The 26,172-nt window shown below is 41.4% G+C and carries 20 protein-coding genes; 12 read left to right on the plus strand and 8 right to left on the minus strand.

Features of this window, described 5'->3' with window-relative positions; translation table 11 throughout:
- Nucleotides 1-229 precede the first annotated feature (229 nt).
- Together larB and larC are read left to right on the plus strand one after the other, a co-directional pair.
- A complete protein-coding gene (larB, locus tag MSKOL_RS01545) occupies nucleotides 230-1,036 on the plus strand; it encodes a nickel pincer cofactor biosynthesis protein LarB (RefSeq protein WP_048153338.1) in 807 nt (268 codons plus the stop codon).
- A 96-nt stretch (nucleotides 1,037-1,132) separates the two neighbouring features.
- Nucleotides 1,133-2,323: a nickel pincer cofactor biosynthesis protein LarC gene (gene larC, locus MSKOL_RS01550; RefSeq protein ID WP_048153339.1), complete on the plus strand. Its 1,191-nt coding sequence runs from the start codon at nucleotides 1,133-1,135 to the stop codon at nucleotides 2,321-2,323.
- Between the two features lie 255 nt (nucleotides 2,324-2,578).
- On the opposite strand, the gene asd is transcribed toward larC, so the two are convergent.
- The 5 genes from asd to MSKOL_RS01575 form a co-directional block, all read right to left on the minus strand.
- The gene (asd, locus tag MSKOL_RS01555; protein WP_048153340.1) at nucleotides 2,579-3,607 is read right to left on the minus strand and encodes an aspartate-semialdehyde dehydrogenase; all 1,029 of its coding nucleotides are present in this window, start codon (nucleotides 3,605-3,607) and stop codon (nucleotides 2,579-2,581) included.
- A 294-nt stretch (nucleotides 3,608-3,901) separates the two neighbouring features.
- Nucleotides 3,902-4,084 carry a 4Fe-4S binding protein gene (locus MSKOL_RS01560; protein ID WP_048153341.1) on the minus strand — a complete coding sequence of 61 codons (183 nt, stop codon included), beginning with the start codon at nucleotides 4,082-4,084 and terminating at the stop codon, nucleotides 3,902-3,904.
- A gap of 236 nt (nucleotides 4,085-4,320) precedes the next feature.
- Nucleotides 4,321-4,629 (minus strand): hypothetical protein, encoded by a 309-nt coding sequence (locus tag MSKOL_RS01565; RefSeq protein WP_048117220.1) that lies wholly within the window; start codon nucleotides 4,627-4,629, stop codon nucleotides 4,321-4,323.
- Between the two features lie 208 nt (nucleotides 4,630-4,837).
- On the minus strand, nucleotides 4,838-5,938 hold the full coding sequence (locus MSKOL_RS01570; protein ID WP_048153342.1) for a CobW-like GTP-binding protein: 1,101 nt from the start codon (nucleotides 5,936-5,938) through the stop codon (nucleotides 4,838-4,840).
- A 389-nt stretch (nucleotides 5,939-6,327) separates the two neighbouring features.
- Entirely contained in the window at nucleotides 6,328-6,543 is a 216-nt protein-coding gene (locus tag MSKOL_RS01575) for a hypothetical protein (RefSeq protein ID WP_048117226.1), read from the minus strand.
- 1,540 nt (nucleotides 6,544-8,083) lie between these two features.
- On the opposite strand from MSKOL_RS01575, the gene MSKOL_RS01580 reads away from it, so the two are divergent.
- The gene (locus tag MSKOL_RS01580) at nucleotides 8,084-9,079 is read left to right on the plus strand and encodes a radical SAM protein (RefSeq protein WP_048117228.1); all 996 of its coding nucleotides are present in this window, start codon (nucleotides 8,084-8,086) and stop codon (nucleotides 9,077-9,079) included.
- A gap of 1,220 nt (nucleotides 9,080-10,299) precedes the next feature.
- Here the strand turns inward: MSKOL_RS01580 and MSKOL_RS01585 are convergent.
- Entirely contained in the window at nucleotides 10,300-11,097 is a 798-nt protein-coding gene (locus tag MSKOL_RS01585) for a 2-amino-3,7-dideoxy-D-threo-hept-6-ulosonate synthase (RefSeq protein WP_048123531.1), read from the minus strand.
- A 425-nt stretch (nucleotides 11,098-11,522) separates the two neighbouring features.
- Entirely contained in the window at nucleotides 11,523-12,038 is a 516-nt protein-coding gene (locus tag MSKOL_RS01590) for a deoxyuridine 5'-triphosphate nucleotidohydrolase (RefSeq protein ID WP_048117231.1), read from the minus strand.
- 340 nt (nucleotides 12,039-12,378) lie between these two features.
- Between MSKOL_RS01590 and MSKOL_RS01595 the strand changes: the two genes are divergently transcribed.
- The 4 genes from MSKOL_RS01595 (at nucleotide 12,379) to MSKOL_RS01610 (ending at nucleotide 20,400) form a co-directional block, all read left to right on the plus strand.
- A complete protein-coding gene (locus MSKOL_RS01595; protein WP_048153343.1) occupies nucleotides 12,379-14,508 on the plus strand; it encodes a DUF2341 domain-containing protein in 2,130 nt (709 codons plus the stop codon).
- A gap of 469 nt (nucleotides 14,509-14,977) precedes the next feature.
- Nucleotides 14,978-15,583, plus strand: coding sequence for a flavodoxin family protein (locus MSKOL_RS01600; RefSeq protein ID WP_048117235.1), 606 nt, complete (start codon nucleotides 14,978-14,980; stop codon nucleotides 15,581-15,583).
- A gap of 518 nt (nucleotides 15,584-16,101) precedes the next feature.
- Nucleotides 16,102-18,906, plus strand: coding sequence for an aconitate hydratase AcnA (gene acnA, locus MSKOL_RS01605; protein ID WP_048153344.1), 2,805 nt, complete (start codon nucleotides 16,102-16,104; stop codon nucleotides 18,904-18,906).
- Nucleotides 18,907-19,332: 426 nt separating this feature from the next.
- Nucleotides 19,333-20,400 (plus strand): citrate/2-methylcitrate synthase, encoded by a 1,068-nt coding sequence (locus tag MSKOL_RS01610; protein ID WP_048153345.1) that lies wholly within the window; start codon nucleotides 19,333-19,335, stop codon nucleotides 20,398-20,400.
- Nucleotides 20,401-20,412: 12 nt separating this feature from the next.
- On the opposite strand, the gene MSKOL_RS20840 is transcribed toward MSKOL_RS01610, so the two are convergent.
- Nucleotides 20,413-20,745, minus strand: a complete 333-nt coding sequence (locus MSKOL_RS20840; RefSeq protein ID WP_231592682.1) for a hypothetical protein — start codon at nucleotides 20,743-20,745, stop codon at nucleotides 20,413-20,415.
- Between MSKOL_RS20840 and MSKOL_RS01620 the strand changes: the two genes are divergently transcribed.
- The 5 genes from MSKOL_RS01620 (at nucleotide 20,660) to MSKOL_RS01640 (ending at nucleotide 26,039) form a co-directional block, all read left to right on the plus strand.
- Nucleotides 20,660-21,859 carry a UbiD family decarboxylase gene (locus MSKOL_RS01620; protein WP_231592598.1) on the plus strand — a complete coding sequence of 400 codons (1,200 nt, stop codon included), beginning with the start codon at nucleotides 20,660-20,662 and terminating at the stop codon, nucleotides 21,857-21,859. The two genes, MSKOL_RS20840 and MSKOL_RS01620, sit on opposite strands and share 86 nt — an antisense overlap.
- A gap of 69 nt (nucleotides 21,860-21,928) precedes the next feature.
- Nucleotides 21,929-23,146, plus strand: a complete 1,218-nt coding sequence (locus MSKOL_RS01625) for an aconitase X (protein ID WP_048153348.1) — start codon at nucleotides 21,929-21,931, stop codon at nucleotides 23,144-23,146.
- A complete protein-coding gene (locus MSKOL_RS01630) occupies nucleotides 23,133-23,570 on the plus strand; it encodes a DUF126 domain-containing protein (protein ID WP_048117250.1) in 438 nt (145 codons plus the stop codon). Before MSKOL_RS01625 ends, MSKOL_RS01630 begins: the two co-directional genes overlap by 14 nt.
- 187 nt (nucleotides 23,571-23,757) lie before the next feature.
- Nucleotides 23,758-24,870, plus strand: coding sequence for a site-2 protease family protein (locus tag MSKOL_RS01635; protein WP_048153349.1), 1,113 nt, complete (start codon nucleotides 23,758-23,760; stop codon nucleotides 24,868-24,870).
- Between the two features lie 35 nt (nucleotides 24,871-24,905).
- The gene (locus MSKOL_RS01640) at nucleotides 24,906-26,039 is read left to right on the plus strand and encodes a TIGR04013 family B12-binding domain/radical SAM domain-containing protein (RefSeq protein ID WP_048153350.1); all 1,134 of its coding nucleotides are present in this window, start codon (nucleotides 24,906-24,908) and stop codon (nucleotides 26,037-26,039) included.
- Nucleotides 26,040-26,172 lie beyond the last annotated feature (133 nt).

Raw genomic sequence — 26,172 nt, forward strand, 5'->3', positions numbered from 1 at the left:
TTTCCGCTGTTCATCTTCATGTTTAGTTAATTATATTCATTCAGCTTTGGAATTTTGAATTTTTACCTCAAATTGCAAAGCAACAACCAGATAATTCTGAAAATCAAGCTTGTATGAGTATAGCGCTAAACTCTAAAAAGTCTCCAAACGAATAAATTGTTATCCAACAACTTGATATTTAAACTGTTTATTGCTAAAGCATTTAATTCTTTTAAGCAAAGGTTAATACATGGATCTTACTGACATACTTAAGGCTGTTAAAGAGGGAAAAATGGATCTTGAGAGTGCGGAGCAGCAGGCTCGGGGCCTGGGGTTCGTCTCTTATCTGGATATAGCAAAACTTGATTCTCACAGAAAAAGCAGAACAGGAGTAATTGAGGCTATTCTTGCCGATTGTAAAGATCCTGATGACGTGGTAGAAATTGCGAGGGTCATGGTTGCTGAGAGCAAAAGAGCCCTTATTACACGGGTCTCGCCAGGGCATCTCGAAGCCTTAAAGCAGGCCTTTGGCCAGGATAAACTGGAGTGGAACAGCAGGGCTCGTACAGTTGTTATCCATGACGGCACGCCTGCCCCTAGAACCGGGGGAGTCGTAGGGTTCGTTTCAGCAGGCACGGCAGATATCCCGGCTGCGGAAGAAGCCAGGGTTGTAGCTTCAGAAATGGGTTGTGAGACGGTTGCGGTTTATGATGTGGGTGTTGCGGGAATCCACAGGCTTATCCCGGCGCTGGATAAACTGAAAGCCAGGATGCCAGGAGCAATCGTCGTTGCGGCCGGGAGGGAAGGAACGCTTCCCACAATAGTCTCAGGATTAGTTGACGTGCCTGTAATAGGGCTTCCGGTTTCGACAGGCTACGGAGCCGGTGGAGGAGGAAAGGCTGCCCTGCTGTCAATGCTTCAATCCTGTTCCACACTTGCAGTTGTAAATATTGATGCAGGCTTTGTTGCGGGAGCGTATGCGGCCAGAATCGCAAATATGATTGCGGCTGCTTATGCCCACGGCAAAGAGGATAGGGCCGGGCAGGCAAGAGGGTAACGGCAATAAAAAGGGAATAAAAAGGGAATAAAAAGGGAATAAAAAAGGACTAAAAGGAATAAAAGGAAAAGAAATCGAAATGCAGGAAAGAATTTTATGAAAGCACTTGTATTCAACCCTTTTTCAGGGGCAGCAGGAGATATGATCCTTGGGTGCACTCTCGATCTTGGAGCTAACCGAAAAATGGTTAAAGAGCTGATAGAAGCTTCTGTCAACGTATCCGTAGATATAAGAGAAGTTATGAAAAAGGGAATAAAGGCCCTGGATGTCCGGATTAACGTACCTGAAAAAGAACCAGTCCGTACATATCCAGAAATTCTGGACGTGGTAAAGGCCGCAAAACTGCCCTCCGGTGTGGAAGCAAGTGCCCTTGATATCTTTTCGAAGCTGGCCGAGGCCGAAGCTTCAGTTCATGGGCAGACTGACCTTGAGAAGCTTCATTTCCATGAGGTTGGGCAGAGTGATGCGCTTGCTGATATAATTGGCTCTTCGGCAGCTATCCATTCCCTTAACTGCGATTCCGTTTACTGCACTCCTATAAATGTAGGCAGTGGGACAATAGAATGCGCACATGGAGTTCTTCCTGTGCCAGCGCCTGCAACCCTTGAGCTTCTCAAGAAAGGAAAATTTTATTTCAGGGGAGGGGCTGAGCAAAAGGAGCTTCTTACTCCTACAGGGGCTGCTATTCTTGCTCATTTCGCAAGACCTCTGGAAGCTTTTCCTCAGGGCAGAGTAATTTCAATAGGTTATGGAGCCGGGGATTCCGAGCTTGCCGGGCCCAATGTGCTGCAGGGAATGTTATGTGAACTTGATTCCTGCCTGATTCCGGATATAATTGAGGTACTCGAAACGAACGCTGATGATGTGAGCGGAGAAGTACTGGGGAACCTGTTTGAGGAGTTACTTGCTATGGGGGCAAGGGATGTTGCAATTCTCCCGGCAACGATGAAAAAAGGCCGTCCTGCTCATGTTATTAAAGTCATCGCAAAACCTGAAGACACTGAAAAACTCGCCCGGAAAATCATTATCGAAACAGGGTCTCTGGGTGTGAGAGTTATCCCTACCCGGCACAGGTTGATGGCTGCCAGACGAATAGAACCGGTTAAGTTTGAGGTCAAAGGGCAGATATATGGATCTGCGGTCAAGATTGCCAGGGACTCTGAGGGAATACTGCTCAATATTTCTGCCGAGTTTGAGGATTGCAAAAAAATCGCAAAAGCGAGTGGCATCCCTGTAAAAGAGGTTATGAGAAAGGCAGAGGAAGCTGCAAGAAAGCTTTTCTCATGAAATCCTTAAAAGGTCTAAACTAAGTAAAAATAAAGAACGAAATAGATTTAAAATGAGTAGCGAAGCTGAAAAGTAAATCTGAAAAGTAAATCTGCGAAGTAAAGTTGAAAAGTAAAGTTGAAAAGTAAGTCTGGAAAGCAAAGTTGAAAAGTAAAGTTGAAAAGTAAGTCTGAAAAGTAAAGCTGGAAAGCAAAAGCCTTCTTAAGCTGTGAGGCTTTCACTTTTCATTCTATTTTGCTTGTAAGCCATCCAGATTTAGAGTTTGCCCATTGAATGCAGGAGTTCCGCATTCAGCACACTTGCCCCGGCTGCTCCACGGATGGTGTTATGTCCCATTGCGATGTAGCGGATTCCTTCTCTTATACGGCCCACTGAAACGCTCATGCCTTTTCCCATGTTGCGGTCAAGGCGCGGCTGAGGCCTGTCAATTTCATCTCTTACAATTAAAGGTTTTGCAGGTTCGGAAGGAAGTTCTTTCAGCCTTGGGTCAAATTTCAGGAAAGCTTCCCTTACTTCTTCAGGCGTTGGTTTATCCCTCATTCCGGCCCAGATGGCTTCTGTATGCCCATCTATTACAGGAACCCTGTTGCAGGAAGCACTTACTTTCATATCTGCAGGCACGACTTCAGAGCCGTTGAACTCTCCGAGGAGCTTTAAAGTTTCAGTTTCCATCTTCTTTTCTTCATTTCCTATGTACGGAATGATATTGTCGTAAATTGCCATTGCGGCAACTCCGGAAAAACCTGCGCCTGAGATCGCCTGCATTGTGGCTACCTGTATGGTTTCAAGTCCAAACTGCATAAGAGGCTTTAAGGTAACAGTCATGACAATAGTGGAACAATTGGGGTTTGTAATGATATATCCGTCCCATCCTCTTGCATCCTGCTGGACTTCGAGAAGCCCGAGATGTTCTGGATTTACCTCCGGAATCACAAGAGGTATATCCTTTTCCATCCTGTAGGATGAGGCATTGCTTGCCACTGCAAATCCGGCCTTTGCAAATTCGGGTTCCACTGTCAGGGCAAGGTCTGCAGGAAGGGCCGAGAACACCACGTCCGCATCTACGGCTTTTGGATCTACCGGAACAACTTTGATATCTTCAACGCTTTCCGGCATAGCTGTATCTAACCTCCAGCCTGCGGCTTCTTTATATGTTTTGCCGGCGCTTCTCTCGGATGCTGCGAGGGCTGTAATCTCAAACCAGGGGTGGTTTGCAAGTGCTTCTACAAATCTCTGCCCAACAGCGCCTGTGGCGCCTAAAATACCCGCTTTAATTGCTACCATTTAAGCTACCTCCGGAAAGATAAGAGTCATTGACAAAACTGATTGATAAAACTGACTGATAAAACTGATTGATAAAACTGATTGATAAAACTGACTGATAAAACTGATTGATAAAACTGATTGATAAAACTGATTGATAAAACCGATTGATAAAAACAACTAATAAAAACGATTTATAAAACTGATTGATAAAACCGATTGATAAAAACAACTGATAAAAACGATTAATAAAACCGATTGATAAAAAGGAAAAAGAAAATTGGAATAAATAGATTATTCCAACTAGTTACCTTTTTACTCTTCTACTTTAATTGCCTGGTTCGGGCATGCCTCTTCACATGCACCGCATTCTACGCATTCGTCATTGTCGACTATTGCGATTCCCTTTTCTTCATCAAGAGTGATTGCATCATTGGGGCATTCATCGACACAGGTTCCACATCCGGAACATTCATCTGCATTAACTGTTGCTGGCATATTTATTCACACTCCTTTTTGATTACTCGATATATACGGAAATTAAATGGGACGTTTTTGAAACTTCCATAGGATATCGAAAAGTTTGGTCATAACGCCATTGACAAGACAAACATAAAAACTTATCGCTTTTTAGCAAAAGGAAGCCTTCTAAAATCAGGATGGAGTTAACCACCAGGCAACTAAAAAATCTTATTGAAAGTTATAAAATAAAGGGAAAATTAAAAAAAATTTATTTAACACACCGAATCGTGCATGGAAATTCCAGAAGCGGTCAGACGATACATTCCATCTTCGAGTTTCAGAAAACCTTCCTTTAGCAGGAAATCCATATGGAACTTAAAGAAGAAGTCATTTAATCCGGATTCATCCTTTAGCTGTTTTTCAGTCTTTCCAAAGATTCCAACAATCCGGAGGAGCTTTCTTCTTTCAGGGCTTACGGAAATCTTTTCCATCATCATGTGTTCCAGTTTGACAGCTTCTCCTTCAGTAGGCTCGCTTTTGTTTTCAAAATAAGCATCAAGTTCATCAATTTCCTCGCTCATGTTAAGACTCCATTATTTTTTTGTAATTATAAAACCTCAACTCTTTTTTATACAGTTCCGAAAAGGATAAGTGTGATTGCAAACCTCTTAATTAAATTGCAGGTTTCTACCATACCTTTAAGTTTAGTTGTAAGTCCAGCTTTAATTTAACTTTGAGTCAAGCCTAAGTTCAGCATTAAATTATCTTTAAGTTGAGCCTGACATATTTTTAATCGTCTTTCCTGTATATATTAACCTTGCATATTTGCTCATTTTCATGTTCACCATGACTCTCAGCGTGAGCATCAGTACCATGCTCATGAACCTCTTTTTCAAAGATAAAACCTGATTTCTCGAGATTTCCTTCAATAGTACTTTCAATTATCTCTATGAGTTTATATTTTGAGACCTTTGTAATTGCGGAAAGCAGCCTGAGTTCTATGTTCTCATTTTCCAGAGCCGGAAGAAGCTCTACCTGAGGCACTTCTTTAGATGAGGTTACACTGCCCTTAACCGAAGATTTCGGAAGTTTCATGGAAAGCTTTACATGCCCTATAAACTCAGGATTAAGTTCCCGAACTCTATCCTGAATGGTCTGAAGGTTTTCTTCTACGAAACGTACACTTTCTTCAGGGCTGAAATCCCGTGGTTCAAGGGTATAGAGAGCTGAGTAAGCCGAAACTTCAGAAAGCTCAATGGAGTTTTTCTTTTTCTGGGAAGGCTTTTTAAATCCCGGTACAGCGAGGTGAAGAAGTAGTTTTTCGAATTGTTCATCTTCATGTTTTGCGGAAAATTTCAGAATCCGAGCTTTCGGGTTCATCTCGTAGAGCATTTTCTCAGCATCCAGGACAGTTTCTACAGGAGTTACATCAATCTTGTTTATGCAGAGAACTTCAGCATCTTTTATCTGCGTCTCTATAAACCTCGGGATCTCTTTTGCCTCGGTCCCGAACCGACTAGGATCTATAAGGGTTACTATCGGGGCAAAGGAGAGCTCAGAGAGTCCCATTGTTTCGATTTCTTCTCGTATCTGACCAGGGAAGGCGATTCCTGTCGGTTCGATAATAACAACGTCAGGCATAAACTCTTCTTCAAGGGTCTGAAGAGTATACTGCATGCTTATCCTGAGTGTACAGCAAATACAGCCACTTGTAAGTTCCTCGGTTACAATGCCAGGCCTTGTAAGAATATCCCCATCAAGCCCGATTTCCCCTATTTCGTTTACAATAATCGCAGTCTTCTTTCCTGCGTTACTGAGCTGCCTGCTGATTTTCAGTATAGTGGTTGTTTTCCCGCTTCCGAGAAAACCTCCTATGATCATGACTTTCATGTCTCTCTCCTTTTTTCAATAATAAAATTGTTTTTTAGACGGTCGAGAGGTATAATCTATTTTAAGATATATATAAAATTGACAGTGCCGCCCGAATCAGCAGAGTTGTAGCTCAACCCTTTTAAAAACTGCTTGGCTGCGAGCCATTTATAAAAAATTTGAACGAAAACCTCGAACAACGACATGGTCGAAAAGTGCTAATAAGAAAGCAAATAAGACCTTTAAACCAAAAAAGAAGAAATTCTTTTATTACCGGGAGAAATTATCGGACAGCTTGTAAAGACTCAGGGGTTTTACGCTTCGTCCTATAATTTCTTGTATCTTATTTTGTCAACGTTTTCTGCCGACTTCCCGGGCAATTTGAATGATTCTAAATATACATGTTGAATTTATTTTTTAGATCGCTTTTTTAAAAAACCAAATATACTAAACGATGTCCTATAGTAAATCCTGTTATACACTGCTTTTTTTGGATTCTTTATAAGTCCCGTTCCCTTTTTTCCATAAAATGGTACTACAGCCTTTTTTACTTTACGTTTTAATTTGCCTGTAGTCCTTGCTTTGATAGACTTTTTCAAAGATGGTTTTCTGAAACCAAATTTCATAAACTTCCACACCATTGATTTTATTTTAAAAATAAAAATATAACATTAGTATATAACTGGTTTACTTCTTCTTAATCAGAATAAACGCTGTCAATAGAATACACAAAGTTTGAATACTCCCAGTCCAGACAAAAACGGTGTTTCACGCTTTACATAGACTTCTCTCATCTGTGATACCTTGAGCATGTGCCATTCAGCTTTGTTTCCATTTATGGCATTAGCATTGGGAACCAATGATATCATTTGGTATTTCCAGGTAATAGTGAATAGACATGTTATAAATGATTTTTTATATTTCCCTCTTAATCATAACTCTTAAACGTCGACAGATACGGTTATTCGTAAAACTCCATTTTAAATCATAGTTCTTTTTAATATGAAACTTGGAATAACTTTTTATTTTTCCCACAGCCCATATTGTCCTGATAAGCTTCCTGGCTGATGCACATGTTGCGGTATTGCAGTGCTTTCCTTCACTTATTGTTGAAATACGTTCCAATCACAGGATTTGACACTTTGCCTGCACAAAAGCTCTTCCCAAAACCCATCTTAGCATTTCTGATCCACTTTTGTCAGGTCCTGAAATCACTTATTTTTTTAATTCTCTGGAAGCTGATTTTACATATTTTCTGAACTTCTGAACTCTCAGGCTACGTTTGTTTTATGAAAATGCAGCTATAAAAGTAAAGCTACATGTCACTCTTTATACGAGTTATCGATATAGCCTTAATATTTGAAAAAAAAGATTGCGTTCTCATCAAGGAACCTGGAAGTTCTGAACGGCTCTAAGAGATTTTTATATGGGAAGAGACACTGAGGTACTGGACTCACGGGTTGCGAGCTTTGGTTAATTCTCTTTCCGTTTGATCCCCTTAATTATGGAGTAGATACTAATGAATTGGGTGTTAAAGGGATGAGAACGCAATTCATACTATGCGCTTACCATATATAATATTTTTAGCACAGAATGTTATGTAGTTATCTTGATATTAGCATATCATTATAATTTCAATCCATTATTCTAAGCTTATATGATTGTTATAACCAGGACTATATGCAGTTGAACTGAAAAATCAACAATATCAAATCGTTAACTATATAAAACGTGACTTTAATTCGCAACCTTTAACGTAATTGATTTTGTTTTTCAGGTGCGTGAGTCCTGGTTTGAGGGGATAAATTTAGGGCAACGGTCAGAGGCAAGCTACTCTCAGCAAAGGTTAGGGCAGCAAGACCCAAAAAATATTTCTTCTGGTATTGAATTGGCTGAAAACAATTTAACAGGTTGTCTCAAACTTGACCCATTTCTATAACTGGATAATTGGAATTGTTACCTTTAAATTCAGATCGAAAATTATTCTGAAATAACAGAATAATTTATATATTTCTTTAATGATGAGAGAAAATAAAGAAGCTGCAGAACTAAATTTATTTTTGGAATTACTTGTGATTAATCCCTTTTAATCATTTTGTGATCACTTAGTAGTCGCTTGATAGTTGCCCTTGTATTCACTTTGTAATCACTCTCAGGAGAATTTGCATGCAAAGCAAGCTAATTACGCCGGAAATTAAAGCTTTCCTTATTTCTATAGGTTCGGTTTCCGTAGACCCCTCACTTATCCCACGGGCCCGAGGTTCGACTGCGGGTCCGGGGGCAGGTACGAGTTCAGTTTTTTTCAGGTCGGGAAATAAACGGGTAAGGCTCAGCATAAATAAAGACTCTCCGCTTTCGATTTTGAAAGTTGAAGGTGAAGGAGATGTTGGAGTCTTCTATCAAGGAAAAGAGCTCGTAAGGGGAAAACTTGAACCTGCACCTGCGCACTGCCCTGATCAGGCATTTATAACCCTTTGTGAAAGGTGCGTATTTGACTGCAAATATTGTCCTGTACCCAAGTTACAGGGGCACGTTAAGAGTGACGAAGAAGTCCTGAATATAATCGATGAGGTTTTACGAGCAGGAAATCTGAAAGCTATTTCCCTTACTTCGGGAGTTGAAACCTCAATAGAAGGAGAGGTTGAACGTGTGCTTAAATTGCTTCCTGCTCTCAAGAAATACAATGTCCCCATTGGAGTTTCGGTGTACCCTACTGAAGGATGTTCCAGAAAATTCTATGAAGCCGGAGCTTCTGAAGTCAAGTACAATGTTGAAACTATGGACCAGGAGATCTTCAAAAAAGTCTGTGGAGACCTTTCCCTTGATTACATTCTGGATAGACTCCGGGAAGCTGTTGACGTTTTCGGGAAAAACCGGGTTTTCAGTAATTTTATAATAGGGCTTGGGGAAAGTGACGATTCTGTAAGAGATGGAATCGAGACCCTTGCACAAATGGGAGTGATTCCTGTCCTGCGGCCGGTAAACCCGCATCCTCTAAGGGCCGGAGATTGCTTTACAGAACGTCCGTCCCCTGAACGCCTTTTAACGCTTGCAAAACTTGAAGCCGAAATACTCAAGAAATACGGGCTCGATCCAGGGCTTGCAAAGACAATGTGCCTGAAATGTACAGGTTGTGACCTCGTTCCCTTCGTTGATTTTTAATTTCCACTTTTTTCTCTTCGTTGATTTTTAATTTCTACTTTTTTCTTTTTTCTTTTGAAAATTTGGCTTTTCTCAAAGAGCCCGTCGTAAACGGAACTTATGACTTGAGTAGTAAAACCAGGTACAATATATGTTTCTGTTAAACCTGCATTTTAGGCAACTAAAGGTTTAATGTTATATTCCATTTCAACCACATAATTTCTGCTTTTATTTCTTTAAGAGGAACCCCATAATTTCCACTGGAAACTTCCACGGGTTAATTTTTTTGTTACTATTGATTATTTTACTTTTTTCTTTTTTGTTATAGTTCTATATATTTTTTTAATTTGTTCTTTGAGTTTTAATTTTTATGTGAAAACGGTTCTGTTTACTTTTTTGATGTAATTTTTAAAAATTTTGAAACACTTTTTATCCAGTTATATTTATTATAACCCATCGGCAATTCGCTTACTGTACTCAAATGTTTGTTTTATTATCGCATTCAATCTTATCTTTTTGTTTTCGTTCCTGATAATTTCAGTACCCCCTAATTTCCACTGGAATCTATTGGTTAACAGCCGGGTTTTCATGGAATATATACATACACTTGAGTTTAACTCCGGCTTTTTCAAAAAAACGCAAAAAATATCTCAAAAAGAGTTCATGCCGCTTAAAAAGCACTTTATCTTATTCTGCATTCGTTCACTTATTCTGCATTTGTTCACTTATCATTCGGCATTTTTCTTTTATTGTTCATTCTGTACATAGCATGTGAGATGATTTTAAGGTAATTTGTTCTTAAACTATGTACCTGAGAACTATTTGTTAAAATGTAACTTTTAGGTTTCAATTTAGATAGATATTAGGTTAGCAGCTTTAAAATAGAAAAATGAACGAATTTGAATATTTGAGTAAAGTTTTGGAAAATAACAAGCTACGACTAATTAGTGAGTCCAGAACATGAAATTTAAAGTTTTTAACCGAGGCTTTTTACTTTTAGGAATTTCTTAAGTCTTATTCAAACACCTTATTATATTTATAATGTGTTTCTTCATAATATATAGAAGAAGAGATTAGAAGAAGAAATCTATCTAAAAAATTATAACCCGTTTATTTCCATTGGAAAAAGTGGAACTTACCCCTCTGGCCTTCTTCTTTCGGTATGATTTTAAATTCCACTTTTCCTTTCCAGTTAAACTTTATCTTTTAATTTTTACATCAGTCTTTTTAACCTTCAGGATTTACCTGTTCGACTTTGATATTTCTTCCACACTTACGCCCCCGTGAACAACTTTTGCAATTTTTTGGACAAGGTCTGTTGGGTCACGGGACTGGAAAACATTTCTTCCTATAGCAACACCTCTTCCTCCTGCCTCGAGTGACCCTGCGATCATTTCCAGCAGTTCCTGTTCAGAATCCATTTTTGGACCGCCTGCGATGATTACAGGTACAGGGCATCCTTCAACTACTTCTTTAAAAGTTTCAGGGCTTCCGGTATAATTTGTTTTGATTATATCAGCTCCAAGTTCGGCTCCAATTCGAGCTGCATGTTTTACAACATCCACATCATATTCAGAACGAACCTTTTTTCCGCGTGGGTACATCATCGCAAGAAGAGGAATTCCCCATTCATCGCACTTTCCTGCCACATAGCCTAGCCCCTGCAGCATTTCATACTCGTCTTCAGCCCCGATATTTACATGAACTGATACGGCATCGGCCCCTACTTTTATAGCTTCTTCTACGGTTGTCACCAGAACCTTATGGTTTGGATCAGGAGAAAGAGAAGTTGAAGCTGAAAGATGTATTATAAGGCCCACATCATGTCCGTATCCACGGTGTCCGTACTTTGCAAGCCCCATGTGTCCGAGCACGGCGTTTGCCCCGCCTTCTGCAACCTTGTTTACAGTTTCCTGAAGGTTTTTAAGCCCTTCAATTGGACCTGCACTAACTCCATGGTCCATAGGAATAATAATTGCATTACCGGTACTTCGATTGAATATACGTTCCAGCCTCACGGATTTACCTATAGTGTTCATAGGCTGCATATTTCGAATTAGAGAATATAAACTTTATCAGTATATCTTTAAGGAACCAAATGCCAGGATTTCTCTTGCTTACTTTTCATGACTCAGATTTTCGGAAGGCAGAGACTATAAAGCTTAATCTGCTTTTAAAAATGCACATAATTTGTGAAAAATAACTTAAAAAATTCGGGGAAATATTAAAAAATTAAAAATGTTACTGAAAATTCGAAACGTTAAGAGGGTTAACAAAGGTTACAAAGGTTACAAAGGTTACAAAGGTTAAAACCATTAAAAATATTAAAAAAAGTTTAAACACTTTTTGATGACTTATTTTGGCTCTTCGTTGTTTTGTGTGGATATCCTTATAACGTCCTCATAAAAACCAATGCGGTCTTGAATTGAAAATCATTTTATCCATAGGGAATAGCGAAGAGCCCTTATTTTGTATTTTCGTTCTGATAAATCCCTGAATACCCTTTTTCTACTTCAGTATCCAGAGTATAGAATAAAAGCTGCATAATTCGGGCGTCTTTTTTCAGTCTGAATCCTTCCGTATTATAAACCACCAGCATCGACTCGCTGCGGCCTCTGTATCCTGCATCCCATACCGCGGTTTCAAGGGTAGCTCCGCATCGAATAAGAGTTGAACGTGGCTTTGCAATCGCAGCTAGATTCATGGGAATATTTACAATCTCATTGAAAAGTACCTTGTAAATCCCCTCTGGCAGGTGAATCCAACCATCATTTTCGAATTCAAGAGTTTTTCCATCTGGAAGCTTTCGTTCAGAGTTATCAAAATCCACAGCTCCAGAACCTTCTATTGTTTTCACTTCTTTCAGGGTAAGCTCAAGTCCGTTAGGCTGGATCTGGGTTTCTATATCAACGGCATTTTCAAGCAAAGGAGGCTTTGCCTGTATAAGTTTTCTTAGTTCGGTGCTGGATAGAAGCGTCATCGGAAATGTAATTGCAAAGATTCTTTATTACTGTTTCGGATTTCATGTTATGGTTTTATCCTTTTCTGGATATTATCCTCTTTGATTTCATTTTTATTTCCAGTACTAATATTATTATCTTTATTATATTAAACGAGAATTTATGAAAAGGTTTATTCTTATCAGGTAAATAACCACTACCTATCAAGATATTCATAATCACTAACTCTCAAAACGAACATGATATTCTTTGAATAACATGAAAAACCAATGAAAGTGCTTGCAAATGGCAGTATTTTCATGCTAAATATTCAAACTAATGCTCAATCGGTTTTAATAACGAGCTTGCGAGAGGCTTTTAATGATAGCAAAAAGATCTACTGTATACGTGATTTCCTTTGTATTTTTCATATTCTTATTAACAGGCTGTGCCCTGGCTGCCACGGGCGGCACGTCGGGTCTTTCCACAGAACAGAATTCATGGAATTGCTCTAAGGAAATCCTAATTACTGAGAACGCCGGTAAAGACCTGCAAGGGTACCCTGTTGCTGTTGTTTTGAACTCTTCGAATTTTAACTTTTCAGAGGCAAAAATTGATGGCTCTGACCTTCGATTCTCCTCAGGAAATAGAACATTCAATTACTGGATTGAAACCTGGGACCCTGAAAACGAGGAAGCTATTATCTGGGTCAGGCTTCCGTCTCTTTCTGCGAATCAAACCACTAAAATTCTCATGAGATACGATAACTCCGGGGCCGAAGCCGTAAGCAGTGGAGAAAAAACTTTTGACTTTTTTGATGATTTTGAGGGCAATTACCTTAATGAACTGGACTGGAGCGCTGAAAGTGCAGGAGGAGGACTAGTTGAGGTTAAAAATGGGATCTGTAACGTCTCAGCTCCTAAGGTTCATGCCTATGATTCCTCTATGATCTACAGCAAAAAAAATTTTGAGATAAATTCTATGTTTGTAGTCAAAAGGATGAAAGTCACCACGGGTACGGACAATAGAGGGCCTGTGCTGCAGCAGGGTTTCATAGACCATATAGACAGCAAAAAAAACGAAATCAAGCATGAGACCGAGCTTGCAAACGAAAGCCGAGTGAACCTGGAAACGATTTACAGGAAACAAAAAAAGAACCTCTATGATCTTACTGATGTCAATGTTCCTGAAAGAGAATGGTATGTCTCGGGAATTGCCTGGTATGAAGAGAACAATACTCGCAAAATATCCTGGTTTAAAAATGGTGTCCGTGACCCGAGAATGGACTTCGCCTCAAACGATTCCGTAACCAATATCCCAATGCATGTTTATCTGTATGCTGCTTCTTACAAGGATGCTTCGAAGAATACAGGCTCTATGGCAGTCGATTATGTGCTGGTTCGGAAATTTGTTGGAGCCGAACCCACAGTGAAGATTATTTCAGCTCAGGACGAAAGCAAAGTTTCTTCTGAAAGCGTTTCTGAGACTAACTATGGGAACTCTTTAGGAAATGATTCAAATGGAACCTCTGAACAGAGTATTTCTGAACAGAGTATCTCTGAAAATAACTCTGACAACGTCTCTGAAGATAACTTTGAATATAGCTTTAAAAGCAGCTCTGAAAACGTTTCCGAGCCTCAAACCGCGGCTGGATCCAAACCAAATTCCGAAACTTCCGGAATCAGGCTTTCTTCCCCATACGAGTTCAATTTCTCTGACCTTGTAAATGAACTGAATTCCTCAGGAATAAACACGATTTTCCTCAGCGTAGACAGCGAAGACGTATGGCAATATGAACGTTTTGTGAAAATGGCTCATGAAAAGGGGATTTTCGTACATGCCGTGCTTCTGGAAGACGTAAATTGCACAAAAAAAGGAGCTGGTGACCTCTGCCAGAATACTCTGGACACAGTACTTGATTATAATGAAAAATCCCTTGCTCCCTTTGATGGGATTGATATCGATGTAAACTCTTCTGGCTGGGAAAGCTCTGAAGAAAACGCAATCGATTACAGGACACTGTTTGAAACAGCCGATAAAGAGGCTAAAGAAAACGTATCCATCTCAGCAAGCCTTCCGCTTAATTATACTGCGTCTCAAATCAAGGAAATCGCTCCTTTTGTTGATTTCTTTATTATCAAGGCTTATCCCGGCGAAGATAAAGAGCTTAATTCCGTTTCCAACATTGTTGACGCCGTTGCCCTGGAAATGGGAGAAATAAGAGGTGCTGGCTCAAGAGGAATAATAGAAATCTCTGTGGAAGAAGGCTTTAAGGATAAATATTCAATAAGCCAGCTTTTTACCGGCCTGTCAGACTATTATTCCAATGATTCGGCTTTCCTGGGAGTCTCGATTTTCAACTACGATACCTATAAAGGACTGCCTCAAACACAAACAGAAGAGAAGGGGTTCCCAATTCCCGGATTTAACACCCTCGCGGTGATTCTTGCGGGGCTTGGAGCTTTTGCCCTTTTAAAAGAAAAGAAAAGAAAAGTTAAGAGTCGATCATGAAAGTCAGTAATGTATATTGAAAAGTTACCAGGACTTACGCGGTTTAAATGAAAACTCAATAATTAAACCTTCAACGATCTAAAATATGCCTTTAGCCGCAGCGTCTATTGTGCTTGAGTTTTCACATTCAGTGCGTAAGTCCTAACGTCATCATTAAGGTATTTTCTCAAGACACCTTTTCCCAGTAACCTTTCAGCGGGTAAGTTTTCAAAAAAAATAAGGATAGGTAAAGACGACGCTCGGCAAACCCCAAATCGTTAATGTACATTACCTTAAGAACATAAGATAATGACTATAAGTCATATTTTTCCTCCTTACCCTATACTTTCTTTGTCTTTCCCCAGAACTTTCATGAAAACTTCTTTGTTTTTTAAAATAAGAGAAACTTTTTTATGCTTACTTATCATTTATACTTTTGTTATACTGTTTGACATTTTAACTTTTTAAACTCTTCAATGGGGGTCTTAACATTAAAATTCTTGGATTGGTGGGTAGTCCTAATATCAATGGGAATACTGCAAAGCTTGTAAATGCAATTCTCGACGGAGCTGCTGAAAACGGTGCCGAAAAAGTAATTTACAATCTAGCTTCTCTAAATATTAAAGGTTGTGACGCCTGCTTCAGATGCAAGGAATCAGGCTGCTGTGCAATAGACGACGACATGCAGGAACTTTACCACGAAATCCAGGCTGCAGACACTATTGTAATCGGCTCTCCTGTTTACATGTGGCAGATGACGGCCCAAACTAAACTCTTAATTGACCGTCTGACAGCCTTTTTAAAACCGGATTTTTCAAGCAGGCTTGATAATAAAAAACTGATCCTTGTTTTTTCCCAGGGCAGTTCAGACAGGGATGCCTTCAAACCGTATTTTGAATACACAGCCGGCCTTCTCTATTATCTCGGTTTTGATGTTCTGGAAACCGTTATTGCGGCTGGCACGGATAATCTTGAAGTCTCATTCAGGCCCAGGCTGCTTGAAAAAGCAAGAGAACTCGGTAAATTGGTTTCAGCTTCTCCTTTTTCTGGTCCTGAGTTTAGAAAAAGCGAGTCAAGCCTGATCCCGCTTCTTTGATTTTCTCATTTTAATATTTTTTGTTTTTGGCATTTACTTCTTTACACTTTTTTACTCAATTTAAACCTGTTTTACCACTAAAATCCTCTTTTTCGTATTCTCTTCAAATTGTATGGGTAAAAGTAAATTTCATGTATTTACTGAAAATTTAATAATTTTATTAAGTTTAAATAACAACCTCAAACGATAAATTCAACTTTATAACTGTTATACTAAAACTGTTGCACATTTTTCGAGCTGGAAAATTCTCGATTGAATTTGAAGAGGATATACAATTATTATACTGCTTAATGTATGATTTAGTTAGAGCACAATTTTCGGAGATTCCGGAAAAAATAGAGGGCAACACTTCAATTAGAGCAAACTTTTGTATGTAAAAACGGAGTAGTAAACCCGAAGGAATAAAATAGTCTGAAGATAAGATGGGGCTTTCACACAATAAAGAGATACATACGATAAAGAAAATATCTATAATATCATAATTTTAATTTCATATTTTTGCTGGAGGTAAGAAATACATGAGAGAAGGGCCGGACCCATTTGGGGTCAGAGACACTATTGAAACAGCTGCCGGAACAGCTACGATTTACAGATTGGGCAAACTGGAAGAAAAGGGCTATGAAGGAATTTCCCTGCTTCCTTACTCCATAAGGATCCTGCTGGAATCTCTGCTAAGGCATGCAGATACTGAAAAGCATATAATAACTGCTGAGGATGTGGAGGCTCTTGCCCGCTGGAGTCCTGAAAATGTAAGTGACAGGGATATTCCGTTCATCCCATCAAGGGTAATAATGCAGGACTTTACAGGCGTTCCGGCTGTAGTAGACCTGGCAGCTCTCCGCTCGGCAATGCAGCGCCTCGGAGGCAATCCCGCAAAAATAAACCCTGTAATTCCTGCCGATCTTGTTATTGACCACTCGGTCCAGGTGGACTCCTACGGCACGGCATATGCCCTGGAGGAAAACGAGAAAAGGGAATTTGAACGCAACACGGAACGTTATTCCGTCCTTCGCTGGGCCCAGAAAGCTTTTGACAATTTCAGAGTCGTGCCCCCTGGAAGGGGAATTATCCATCAGGTGAACCTTGAATATCTGACTCCACTTGTGCACCTTAAAGAGAAAGATGGTGAGTTGTCTGCATTCCCTGATACTCTTGTAGGGACAGACTCCCATACTACAATGATTAACGGAATTGGAGTACTCGGCTGGGGAGTCGGAGGCATAGAAGCCGAAGCCGTAATGCTCGGGCAGCCTTATTATATGCCTGTGCCTCAGGTAGTGGGCTTCAAGCTTTATGGAAAAACTGCACCTGGAGTCACTGCCACCGATCTTGTCCTGACAATTACGAAGATGCTTAGAAAAGAGGGAGTTGTCGGCAAATTCGTGGAATTTTATGGGCCCGGGTTAAATTCACTGAGTCTTCCGGACAGGGCAACGATTTCCAACATGGCCCCTGAGTATGGTGCAACCCTCGGAATTTTCCCGCCTGATACCGAGACGCTTGACTATCTGCGAAGAACTGGCAGGGGTGAAGAGCAGGTTGACCTTGTGAAAAAGTATCTGGAAGCCCAGGGACTTTTCTATTCGCCTCACGAACCTGATCCCGTTTTCAGCACTACTCTGGAACTTGATATGAGCACGGTAAAACCCTGTCTTGCGGGCCCGAAGCGTCCTCAGGACCAGCTTTTCTTGAGTGAGGTGCCTGAAAATTACCGTGAAACTATGCAGCAGACCTTTATCCGAAAGAAAGAGTCAGGGCTTGAACTTTCCCAGGACCCTGCTTACCAGCGCTGGACAGAAGACGGAGGGAAACCTTTAGAGGGGCCTGAAATTCTCGGCGCCGAAGAGGAAATAAAGAAATCTTCGGAAAAGGCTTTCAGGGTAACACATGGCTCTGTAGTGATTGCAGCAATTACTTCCTGTACCAATACCTCAAACCCTTCAGTTTTAATAGGGGCCGGGCTGCTCGCCAAAAAGGCTGTAGAAAAGGGCCTTCATGTCAAACCTTTTGTAAAAACAAGCCTTTCCCCAGGCTCAAGAGTAGCTACGGAATATTTGAGAACTGCAGGACTTTTGCCCTATCTCGAAGCACTTGGTTTCCACCAGGTTGGTTATGGTTGTACAACCTGTATTGGAAACAGTGGGCCTTTACCTGAAAAGGTTTCAAAAGAAATTAAGGAAAATGACCTTACTGTCGCAGCCGTACTCAGTGGAAACCGAAACTTTGAAGGGCGGATTAATCCGCTTGTCAGAGCAAACTTCCTTGCTTCTCCGCCTCTTGTTGTGGCCTATGCAATCGCAGGTACCGTGAACATCAACCTTGAAACCGATCCTCTTGCTTATGATCCCAATGGACGCCCTGTTTACCTCAGGGAAATCTGGCCTGCAGAAGAAGAAATAAGGGACGCTGAAAAGAACAGCATCAAACCTTCAATGTTCGAAAAAGAATACTCGAGTGCTCTGGAGGGTCCCAAACGCTGGAAAGAGCTGGAAGCCCCGACAGGGACCCTCTATGATTGGAACTCTATGTCCACATATATTCAGGAACCACCCTATTTCATGGACTTTCCGCCTGCTCCACCTTCGCCTGCGGATATAAAGAATGCAAGAGTTCTGGCTCTTTTTGGAGACAGTATTACCACGGATCACATCTCTCCTGCAGGGGACATTCCTTCAGATAGTCCTGCAGGCAGGTACCTGATTTCCTGGGGTGTGAGCCCTGAAGATTTCAATTCTTATGGGTCCAGGAGGGGTAACCATGAGGTAATGATGCGTGGAACCTTCGGGAATATTCGGCTCAGGAACAGGCTTGTGGACAGGGAAGGAGGATGGACCGTATACCATTCCCGAAAAGAAGACTTCCCCGAGGACACTTGCGAAGGAATCCCAATTTATGATGCATCTATGCTTTATGCAGAAAATAACATTCCTCTTATCGTTCTCGCAGGAAAGGAATACGGGACAGGCAGTTCCAGGGACTGGGCAGCAAAAGGTACGTTCCTGCTTGGAGTTAAAGCAGTTATTGCCGAGTCTTTCGAGCGTATTCACAGAAGTAACCTTGTCGGCATGGGAGTTCTTCCATTGCAATTTAAAGAAGGTGAGAATGCCGATATCCTGGGCCTCACAGGAAAGGAAAGCTACGATATTCTGGGCATTGAATACATGGAACCCCACGGAGATCTTACTGTAAGTGCAAAGGACGAAAATGATAATGAAGTGCAGTTTCAGGTAACTTTGAGGCTGGATTCGGTTGTGGAAGTTGAGTATTACCTGAACGGCGGAATTTTGCATAAGTTCTTGCGGGATTCAGTGAAGAAAAAATAACAGGTTAGAAATGCCGGAATTAAATAAATAATCTTTTTGAGAAGGTTTCGCAAGCTTTACATAAAGCTTCCTGCTTTTTTGAAACCTTTTTCTTTTCCAGGATCGGAAAGAAAGTTATAAAGAGTTATTTTAATTTTACAGGCATTTTTAAGGAAAACTTTATTCTGAAATGAGCACATTTCATTTTTAATGTAACCTAGAGGTTTAAGGCCGTAACATCCTTTATATTAAAAAAATAATTATAATGGTGCTGAAATATAATTTCAACAAATTTAATATACTTATTCAACGATAATAGGAATGCATTGTCACCCTATTTTTGGGTCTTGTAAGACCCTTTGCGTTAAATTTTCCACATATAAGTAGAGGATTCCCCAAACTTCAAAGTTTTTTGAAAATCCTCTTGGCATAACTGTGAGGTATAAAATGAGTAAAAATATCTGTTTCATTGATGGGTTAGAAGGCATTCTGAAATACAGGGAGATAGACATTAACAAGCTGGTTGATCTCCCCTATGATGCCGTTTCCTATCTGCTTATCCTCGGAGATCTCCCCGGAGATCCGGAACTTGCCGAGTATTCAGCCTGCCTGCATGGGGAGCGTGAAGTCAACAGGGAGGTGATAGACGTTATCCATATGTGCAATTTCAACATTGAAGCTATAGAAGCGCTGCGTACAATCGTTTCTTTTATATCACAGTTCGATCCGGATATCAACGACAGCTCTCCTGAAGGAAATAAGAGAAAAGCCATAAGGTTAATTGCCAAGATACCAACCATAGTTGCTGCGTATTATAGAATCGCAAACGGAAACCAACCTGTTTCTCCTGATCCGTCCCTATCCCATGGAGCTAACTTTCTGTATATGTTAAGAGGAAACAAACCAACTCAATTGGAAGCTGAGGTCATGGAAAAAGACTTCATCCTCAGCGCCGAACACGAACTAAATGCCTCTACTTTTTCGTCAAGAGTTACCGCCTCTACTCTTTCAGACCTATATTCTGCTGTTGTTTCCGGGCTTTGCACTCTTAAAGGCCCTCTGCATGGGGGAGCAAGGGCAGAAGTCACAGCCATGATCGAAGAGATCACTTGCCCCGAAAACGCGGAGAGTTATGTCCTTGATAAGCTGAGTAAAAAAGAAAAAATTATGGGCTTTGGACATAGGGTTTACAAAACTTACGATCCTAGAGGCACGATATTCAAGCAGCTTGCTAAACAACTCGCAGAAGCAAAAGGGGATATGCACTGGTACAATATTGCTGAAGTAGTAGAAAACACTGTTGTCCGCGAACTCGTAGAAAAGAAAGGAAAGCCAATTTATCCGAACGTTGATTTTTACTCGGGAGTTATTTACAAGTATATGGATATCCCCCCTCAACTTGCAACATCAATCTTCGCAATCGGCAGGGTATCAGGCTGGATAGCTCACTGCTTTGACCAGTACGAGAAGAAAAGGATTATAAGGCCCAGGGCTTTCATGCTTGATGAATGTTAAGATGACCATTGGTCAGGCTTTTTTAAAAAAGGTTCCCACCACTGCTACGGATTTTCGATCAAACCTTTTTTGAAAAGGTTTGTGGTCAAGCTTTTTTAAAAAAGTCTTGCAGGCAAGTTTTTTACAAGTTATTCTTAAAAACTTGTCAGATAATCTTTTTATCATCTGACAGCTTTCTGATATCCAGATACCCATGAGTTTTAGAACTTTTATCAACCAGTTAAATGAAAATGGAAAACTGGTAGAAATATTCCAATCTGTGTCCCCGAGATTTGAAGCTTCAAAAATTGCAAAAAACACAAAAACTCCCGTTCTCTTCCATGATATTTCAGGTTCAAAAGTCATAATGAACCTGCTTGGGTCAAGGGATGAACTTGCCTCCATGCTCGGAGTCCCTAAAGAAGAGATTATAAAGAAGCTTTCGGAAGTTTCTCCTGAAGGGGAAGTGAAGCTGGTGTCAGAATCTCCAACGCTTGAGGTCATAGAAGACCAGGTCGATCTGACAAAACTTCCTATCCTCACACATTTTGAAAAAGATGGAGCTCCCTATATAACTGCAGGAATCGTGGTTTCAGAATACGGAGGTACGATTAATGCTTCTATCCACCGGCTTATGCTAGCAGGAAAAGATAAACTTGCAGCCCGGCTGGTTCCTCCAAGGCATACTTATCTCCTGCATAAAAAAGCCGCCGAAAAAGGCGAACCTCTGCCTGTTGCAATCGTGCTTGGTTGCGACCCTACAATTATTTACGCGACTTCGACAAGGGTTCCTGTAGGAAAAGAATTTGAATACGCAGCCGCCCTTAGAGGTGCTCCAATTGAGCTTTTTGAGTGCGCAAACGGGGTAAAAGTTCCTCATGCGGAGATTGTGCTTGAAGGTTATATTGATCCTGTAGAGAGGATTGATGAAGGGCCTTTTGTAGACATAACCGGAACCTACGATGTGGTAAGAAAAGAACCTGTTATCCATATTACCCGAGTCATCCATAGAAAAGACCCGATTTATCACGGAATTCTGCCAGCCGGTCCTGAACATCTTCTGATGATGGGAGTGCCTTACGAGCCAAGGATTTACAGATCTGTAGGGGAGGTTACGACGGTCAAGAACGTGGTGTTGACCGAAGGAGGATGCTGTTATCTCCATGCAGTTGTTCAGATTGAGAAGCAGACTGAAGGGGACGGGAAAAACGCTATCATGGCGGCCTTTGCAGCTCATACGAGCCTTAAGCACGTGGTAGTTGTGGACGAAGATATAAATATTTTTGATCCGAATGATGTCGAATTTGCAATTGCTACCAGGGTAAAAGGGGATATGGACATTTTGATTATCCCCAATGTTCGGGGAAGTTCCCTTGACCCACGAGGAGCTCCTGATGGAACGACCACAAAAGTGGGAATTGATGCTACAAAAGTGCTCGTAGAAAAGGAAAATTTTGAAAGGGCAGTAATTCCTGAATAATTCCTGAATAATTCCTGAATAATAAGTAAAAATTATTTTAAGCATCTGGTAATTATCGAGTGAATTTCAATGTATCTTACAAAAGAAGAAGAGAAAATCCTGAATGGAGACGCTGGAGAGACTCTCAGGCAAGCTATTGAAATCCTGGTGGCCCTTGGGGATATTTACGGTGCAGATGGGCTTATTCCCATCAAAAGTGCCCAGATTGCAGGAGTTTCTTACAAAACTATGGGCGATGCGGGTCTTGAATGGATTTCAGACCTGCAGGGGAAGGTTAAGGTTCCTGCGATTCTAAACCCTGCCGGGATGGATCTGCAAGACTGGAAAAGGCTCAGGATCTCGCCCGAGTTTGCGGAAAAACAAAAATTGATTGTCCAGGCATACGAAAAACTGGGAATTCGGTGTGAATGCACATGTACGCCTTATAATCTCGAGGGTTTTGATGTCGGTTACGGTGACCATCTGGCATGGAGCGAATCATCAGCCGTTTCCTATGCAAATTCCGTACTCGGGGCCAGAACAAACCGGGAAGGTGGGCCGTCAGCCCTTTCTGCTGCACTTCTTGGAAAAACCGCAAACTATGGATTCCATCTGGATGAAAACCGTGTGCCTGAGATTTCATTTGATGTAGAATATCCACTGAAGGGATCGGATTACGGTGCGCTTGGTTATGTAGCTGGGAAACTTGTAGGGAGCAGGGTGCCTGTTTTTCATCTAAGGAGTACTCCGGATGCGGATGAGTTAAAAGCGCTGGGAGCTGCAATGGCAGCGTCAGGAGCAGTTGCCCTTTACCACGTTGAAGGAGTCACGCCTGAGATTCGCAGGGTGGATTTTGAGGAGCCGTCAGAAAAAATAACTATTGAGAAAAGCCAGCTTGACGAGGTTTATGCGAGCCTGAAAAAAGCCTGCAAGGAGCCTGAATTGATAACCATAGGGTGTCCTCACTGCTCGGCAGCAGAGCTCGAAAAAGCAGCCGAACTCCTGAGAGGAAAAACAGTTTCAAAAGAGTTCTGGATCTTTACCTCAAGGGAACTTGCAAAGCGCTATCCTGAGTATGTCGGGACCATTGAGAAAAGTGGAGCTAAGGTTGTCTGTGACACCTGCATGGTAGTTTCTCCTGCTACCAACAGCTATTCCTGTGTCATGGTGAACTCAGGAAAAGCGTTTGCTTACGTGCCGGGGATGTGCGGAGCTGAAGCCGTATACGGAAGTATGGAAGCCTGTGTAGAGGAAGCAGTAGGCGAAGCATCAAAGAAGGTAGTAAAAAAGGCAGGTGGTTCCCATTAAACTTAAAGGCAGGACGATTTCAAGAGGATGTGCACAGGGGGAAGTACTGCTCTCCAGAGATCCTATTTCATTCCTTGGCAGTGTAGACCCGAAAACCGGGGTCGTAATTGAAGAGAATCACGCCCTTGAAGGAAAATCAATCCAGAATAAAGTTCTTGTTTTTCCACACGGCAAAGGCTCTACAGTTGGCTCGTATGTTATGTATCAACTGAAGAAAAATGGGGTCGCCCCTTCAGCGATAATAAATCTGGAAACCGAGCCCATAGTTGCAGTTGGAGCCATTATTTCCGAAATCCCACTTGTTGATATGCTTGAGAGAAACCCTTACGAAGTATTAAATAATGGAGATCTTGTTCTGGTTAACGGAAGTAAAGGATATATTGAACTTCTCAAACAGGAAACCATTAAAACTGAAAACGAGTAAAACTGAAAAATAATCAGCAAACGAAAAGGTTATTTAAGTCCTGAAAGCTGGACAGAAACTGAAAAATAATCAGCAAACGAAAAAAGGTTATTTAAGTCCTGAAAGCTGAACAGATAAAGTTGAACTGATCAAATTGAACGGATAAACCCAAAAATTAAGTTTTAAGATGGGAAATAGGAACTCCAAAATGAACCCGGAAAACCATAAGAAAGGCAAGGGAAAATTCAACGCCGAAGAAACGGTCTCGCGTTTGTATCCTTACATAGCCAGGGTATTCGACGTTTATGAGGTCCAGAATTCCGGGGAAGCTCTTTACTTCTATGGAACCCCTAGAACCAATTCCGAAAATGTTACAGGAGAACTCTGGGAACCTTTACAGCATTTTGGGTTTGGGTGTACGTTGAAGTACGAACTTGGAGAATATGTACTGCTGGTTTCTCCTGAAAAGAAGGCAAAGGAAAAGACCTGGATAAACCTTGTCCTTTTCATAGCAACCTTTTTTACAACTATGGTTTGCGGAGCCTGGATGTCAGGAGCAGACCTCGAAATCGATTCCTCCCAGCTTATCCGGGGCTTACCATTTACCCTTGCGATAATGACAGTTCTTGGTTCTCATGAGATGGCTCACTATGTAATGGCCAGATATCATGGAATGAAGGCATCTCTTCCGTATTTCATTCCTTTTCCGACTTTTATTGGCACTATGGGAGCGTTAATTCGCTACAGAGGGCCTGTACCCAGTCGAAAAGCGCTTTTTGATGTGGGAGTTGCAGGGCCACTGGTAGGTCTATTCATGTCGGTCGCAGTGACTGTAATTGGACTTAACCTTAAGGCGCCTGCAGTAAATCCCCTGTCGGATTCCATTATGCTCGGTCTTGGCATGCCTCCACTTTTCGTGTTTATCCAGAACCTTGTTGGAGTTACAGGAGAAAACCTTCATCCCGTAGCCTTTGCAGGCTGGGTAGGAATGTTTGTTACCCTGCTCAATCTCCTTCCTTCGGGGCAGCTTGACGGTGGGCACATCCTGAGGGCTATGCTGGGTAAGAAAGCGGAAAAAATTTCATTTATGATGCCGCGTGTCCTGTTCCTGATAGGGCTTTATGTAATTTACTGGCTGAAGGAAGACGGATTTATATGGATTTCCTGGGCCCTTTTCCTCTGGATTTTTGCTGCGGTAGGGCATCCGTCTCCCCTGCACGATAAAGTCGAACTGGATAAAAAACGCATTTTTATAGGGATCATTACCTTTATCCTGGGCTTACTCTGCTTTACTCTGATACCTTTTAAGCCAATTCCCTGAGAGAGTCTGGATTTCTAAAAAACGGAGAAAAAATAATGGACGTGCACTTCCGGTACAGCAAGAAAAATTCTTACAGCTTTGCAGTCCTTTCGCCTTTACTGCCTGAAGCCGGTTTTGTGGACAGACCCGTAGACGGGATCATGATCTACAGTTTTACAACGCGCCAGGCGGCAAAAGTATTTATAGAAGTGAAAACTGCAGGCACGGATTCGATTTTTATTGCTGGAGGACCTCATCCATCCGGCGCTCCGGAAGAGACACTCGAATACTTTGATTATGTTGTGATCGGGGAAGGAGAGGAAACCCTTCCGGAACTTGTGAAAACGATCCAGGAAAATGGAGACCCACGAAAAGTACCTGGCATTGCATACAGGGATGTAAAAACAAGCAAGGTTGCCACAACTCCGAAAAGGTCATATGTAAACCTTGATTCCTACCCCTGCTTTGACCCTCATAAACTCCGGTCTCCTATTGAAATTAGCAGGGGATGTCCCTGGGGCTGCAAGTACTGCCAGACTCCCAGGCTTTTCGGAAGAGAAGTCAGGCATAGAAGCATAGATTCCATTGTGAAAAATGCAGGGTACTATAATGACCTCCGCTTTATAGCTTCCAATGCCTTTGGTTACGGCAGTGACGGAATTCATCCCAGGTTTGATAAAGTGGAAAAATTGCTTTCAGCACTTCATAAACTGCCTGATAAGAAAATCTTTTTCGGGACTTTTCCTTCGGAAGTGCGTCCAGAATTCGTAACCAATGAATCGGTTGAACTTGTAAGAAAATACTGCACAAACGATAGCCTTAGCCTTGGGGCTCAGTCCGGCAGTGACCGAATTCTAAAGGAGATCCGCAGAGGGCATACGGTTGGAGACAGCATTTCAGCAGTTGAGTGCTGTCTGGAACATGAAATTGTTCCAGCTGTTGATTTCATTTTTGGCCTTCCCACCGAAAATGAGGAAGAACAGGAAAAAAGCCTTGACCTTGTCCGCTGGATCTGCAAGAAAGGAGGCACTGTAAGAGCCCACTACCTGACCCCTTTGCCGGGAACTCCATATGCATCGGCTGTTCCCTCAGAAGTTAGCGATAGGGTCAGGCGAGAGCTTGGAAAACTTGCCCTTGGGGGCAAACTTACAGGATACTGGGAAATACACCGAAAATTTGATAAAAAGTAAAATTAGAGGGATAAGGTTGAAGGTCGATATACGGATTTCGTTACCGGCTTTGAAACCAAATCTGATTGTTCTGGATTCATAAATTCCCTGAGACGTTGAGCACAATTTATTTATTTTTGAGATTTACGCACAT

The sequence above is a fragment of the Methanosarcina sp. Kolksee genome (assembly GCF_000969945.1).
Taxonomy (GTDB): Archaea; Halobacteriota; Methanosarcinia; order Methanosarcinales; family Methanosarcinaceae; genus Methanosarcina; species Methanosarcina vacuolata.

Bases quoted from the DNA above. Each gene is read 5' to 3' on its own strand.
- larB (WP_048153338.1), top strand. From the start codon at position 230: ATGGATCTTACTGACATACTTAAGGCTGTTAAAGAGGGAAAAATGGAT.
- larC (WP_048153339.1), top strand. From the start codon at position 1,133: ATGAAAGCACTTGTATTCAACCCTTTTTCAGGGGCAGCAGGAGATATG.
- asd (WP_048153340.1), bottom strand. From the start codon at position 3,607: ATGGTAGCAATTAAAGCGGGTATTTTAGGCGCCACAGGCGCTGTTGGG.
- MSKOL_RS01560 (WP_048153341.1), bottom strand. From the start codon at position 4,084: ATGCCAGCAACAGTTAATGCAGATGAATGTTCCGGATGTGGAACCTGT.
- MSKOL_RS01565 (WP_048117220.1), bottom strand. From the start codon at position 4,629: ATGAGCGAGGAAATTGATGAACTTGATGCTTATTTTGAAAACAAAAGC.
- MSKOL_RS01570 (WP_048153342.1), bottom strand. From the start codon at position 5,938: ATGAAAGTCATGATCATAGGAGGTTTTCTCGGAAGCGGGAAAACAACC.
- MSKOL_RS01575 (WP_048117226.1), bottom strand. From the start codon at position 6,543: ATGAAATTTGGTTTCAGAAAACCATCTTTGAAAAAGTCTATCAAAGCA.
- MSKOL_RS01580 (WP_048117228.1), top strand. From the start codon at position 8,084: ATGCAAAGCAAGCTAATTACGCCGGAAATTAAAGCTTTCCTTATTTCT.
- MSKOL_RS01585 (WP_048123531.1), bottom strand. From the start codon at position 11,097: ATGAACACTATAGGTAAATCCGTGAGGCTGGAACGTATATTCAATCGA.
- MSKOL_RS01590 (WP_048117231.1), bottom strand. From the start codon at position 12,038: ATGACGCTTCTATCCAGCACCGAACTAAGAAAACTTATACAGGCAAAG.
- MSKOL_RS01595 (WP_048153343.1), top strand. From the start codon at position 12,379: ATGATAGCAAAAAGATCTACTGTATACGTGATTTCCTTTGTATTTTTC.
- acnA (WP_048153344.1), top strand. From the start codon at position 16,102: ATGAGAGAAGGGCCGGACCCATTTGGGGTCAGAGACACTATTGAAACA.
- MSKOL_RS01610 (WP_048153345.1), top strand. From the start codon at position 19,333: ATGAGTAAAAATATCTGTTTCATTGATGGGTTAGAAGGCATTCTGAAA.
- MSKOL_RS20840 (WP_231592682.1), bottom strand. From the start codon at position 20,745: ATGACTTTTGAACCTGAAATATCATGGAAGAGAACGGGAGTTTTTGTG.
- MSKOL_RS01625 (WP_048153348.1), top strand. From the start codon at position 21,929: ATGTATCTTACAAAAGAAGAAGAGAAAATCCTGAATGGAGACGCTGGA.
- MSKOL_RS01635 (WP_048153349.1), top strand. From the start codon at position 23,758: ATGAACCCGGAAAACCATAAGAAAGGCAAGGGAAAATTCAACGCCGAA.
- MSKOL_RS01640 (WP_048153350.1), top strand. From the start codon at position 24,906: ATGGACGTGCACTTCCGGTACAGCAAGAAAAATTCTTACAGCTTTGCA.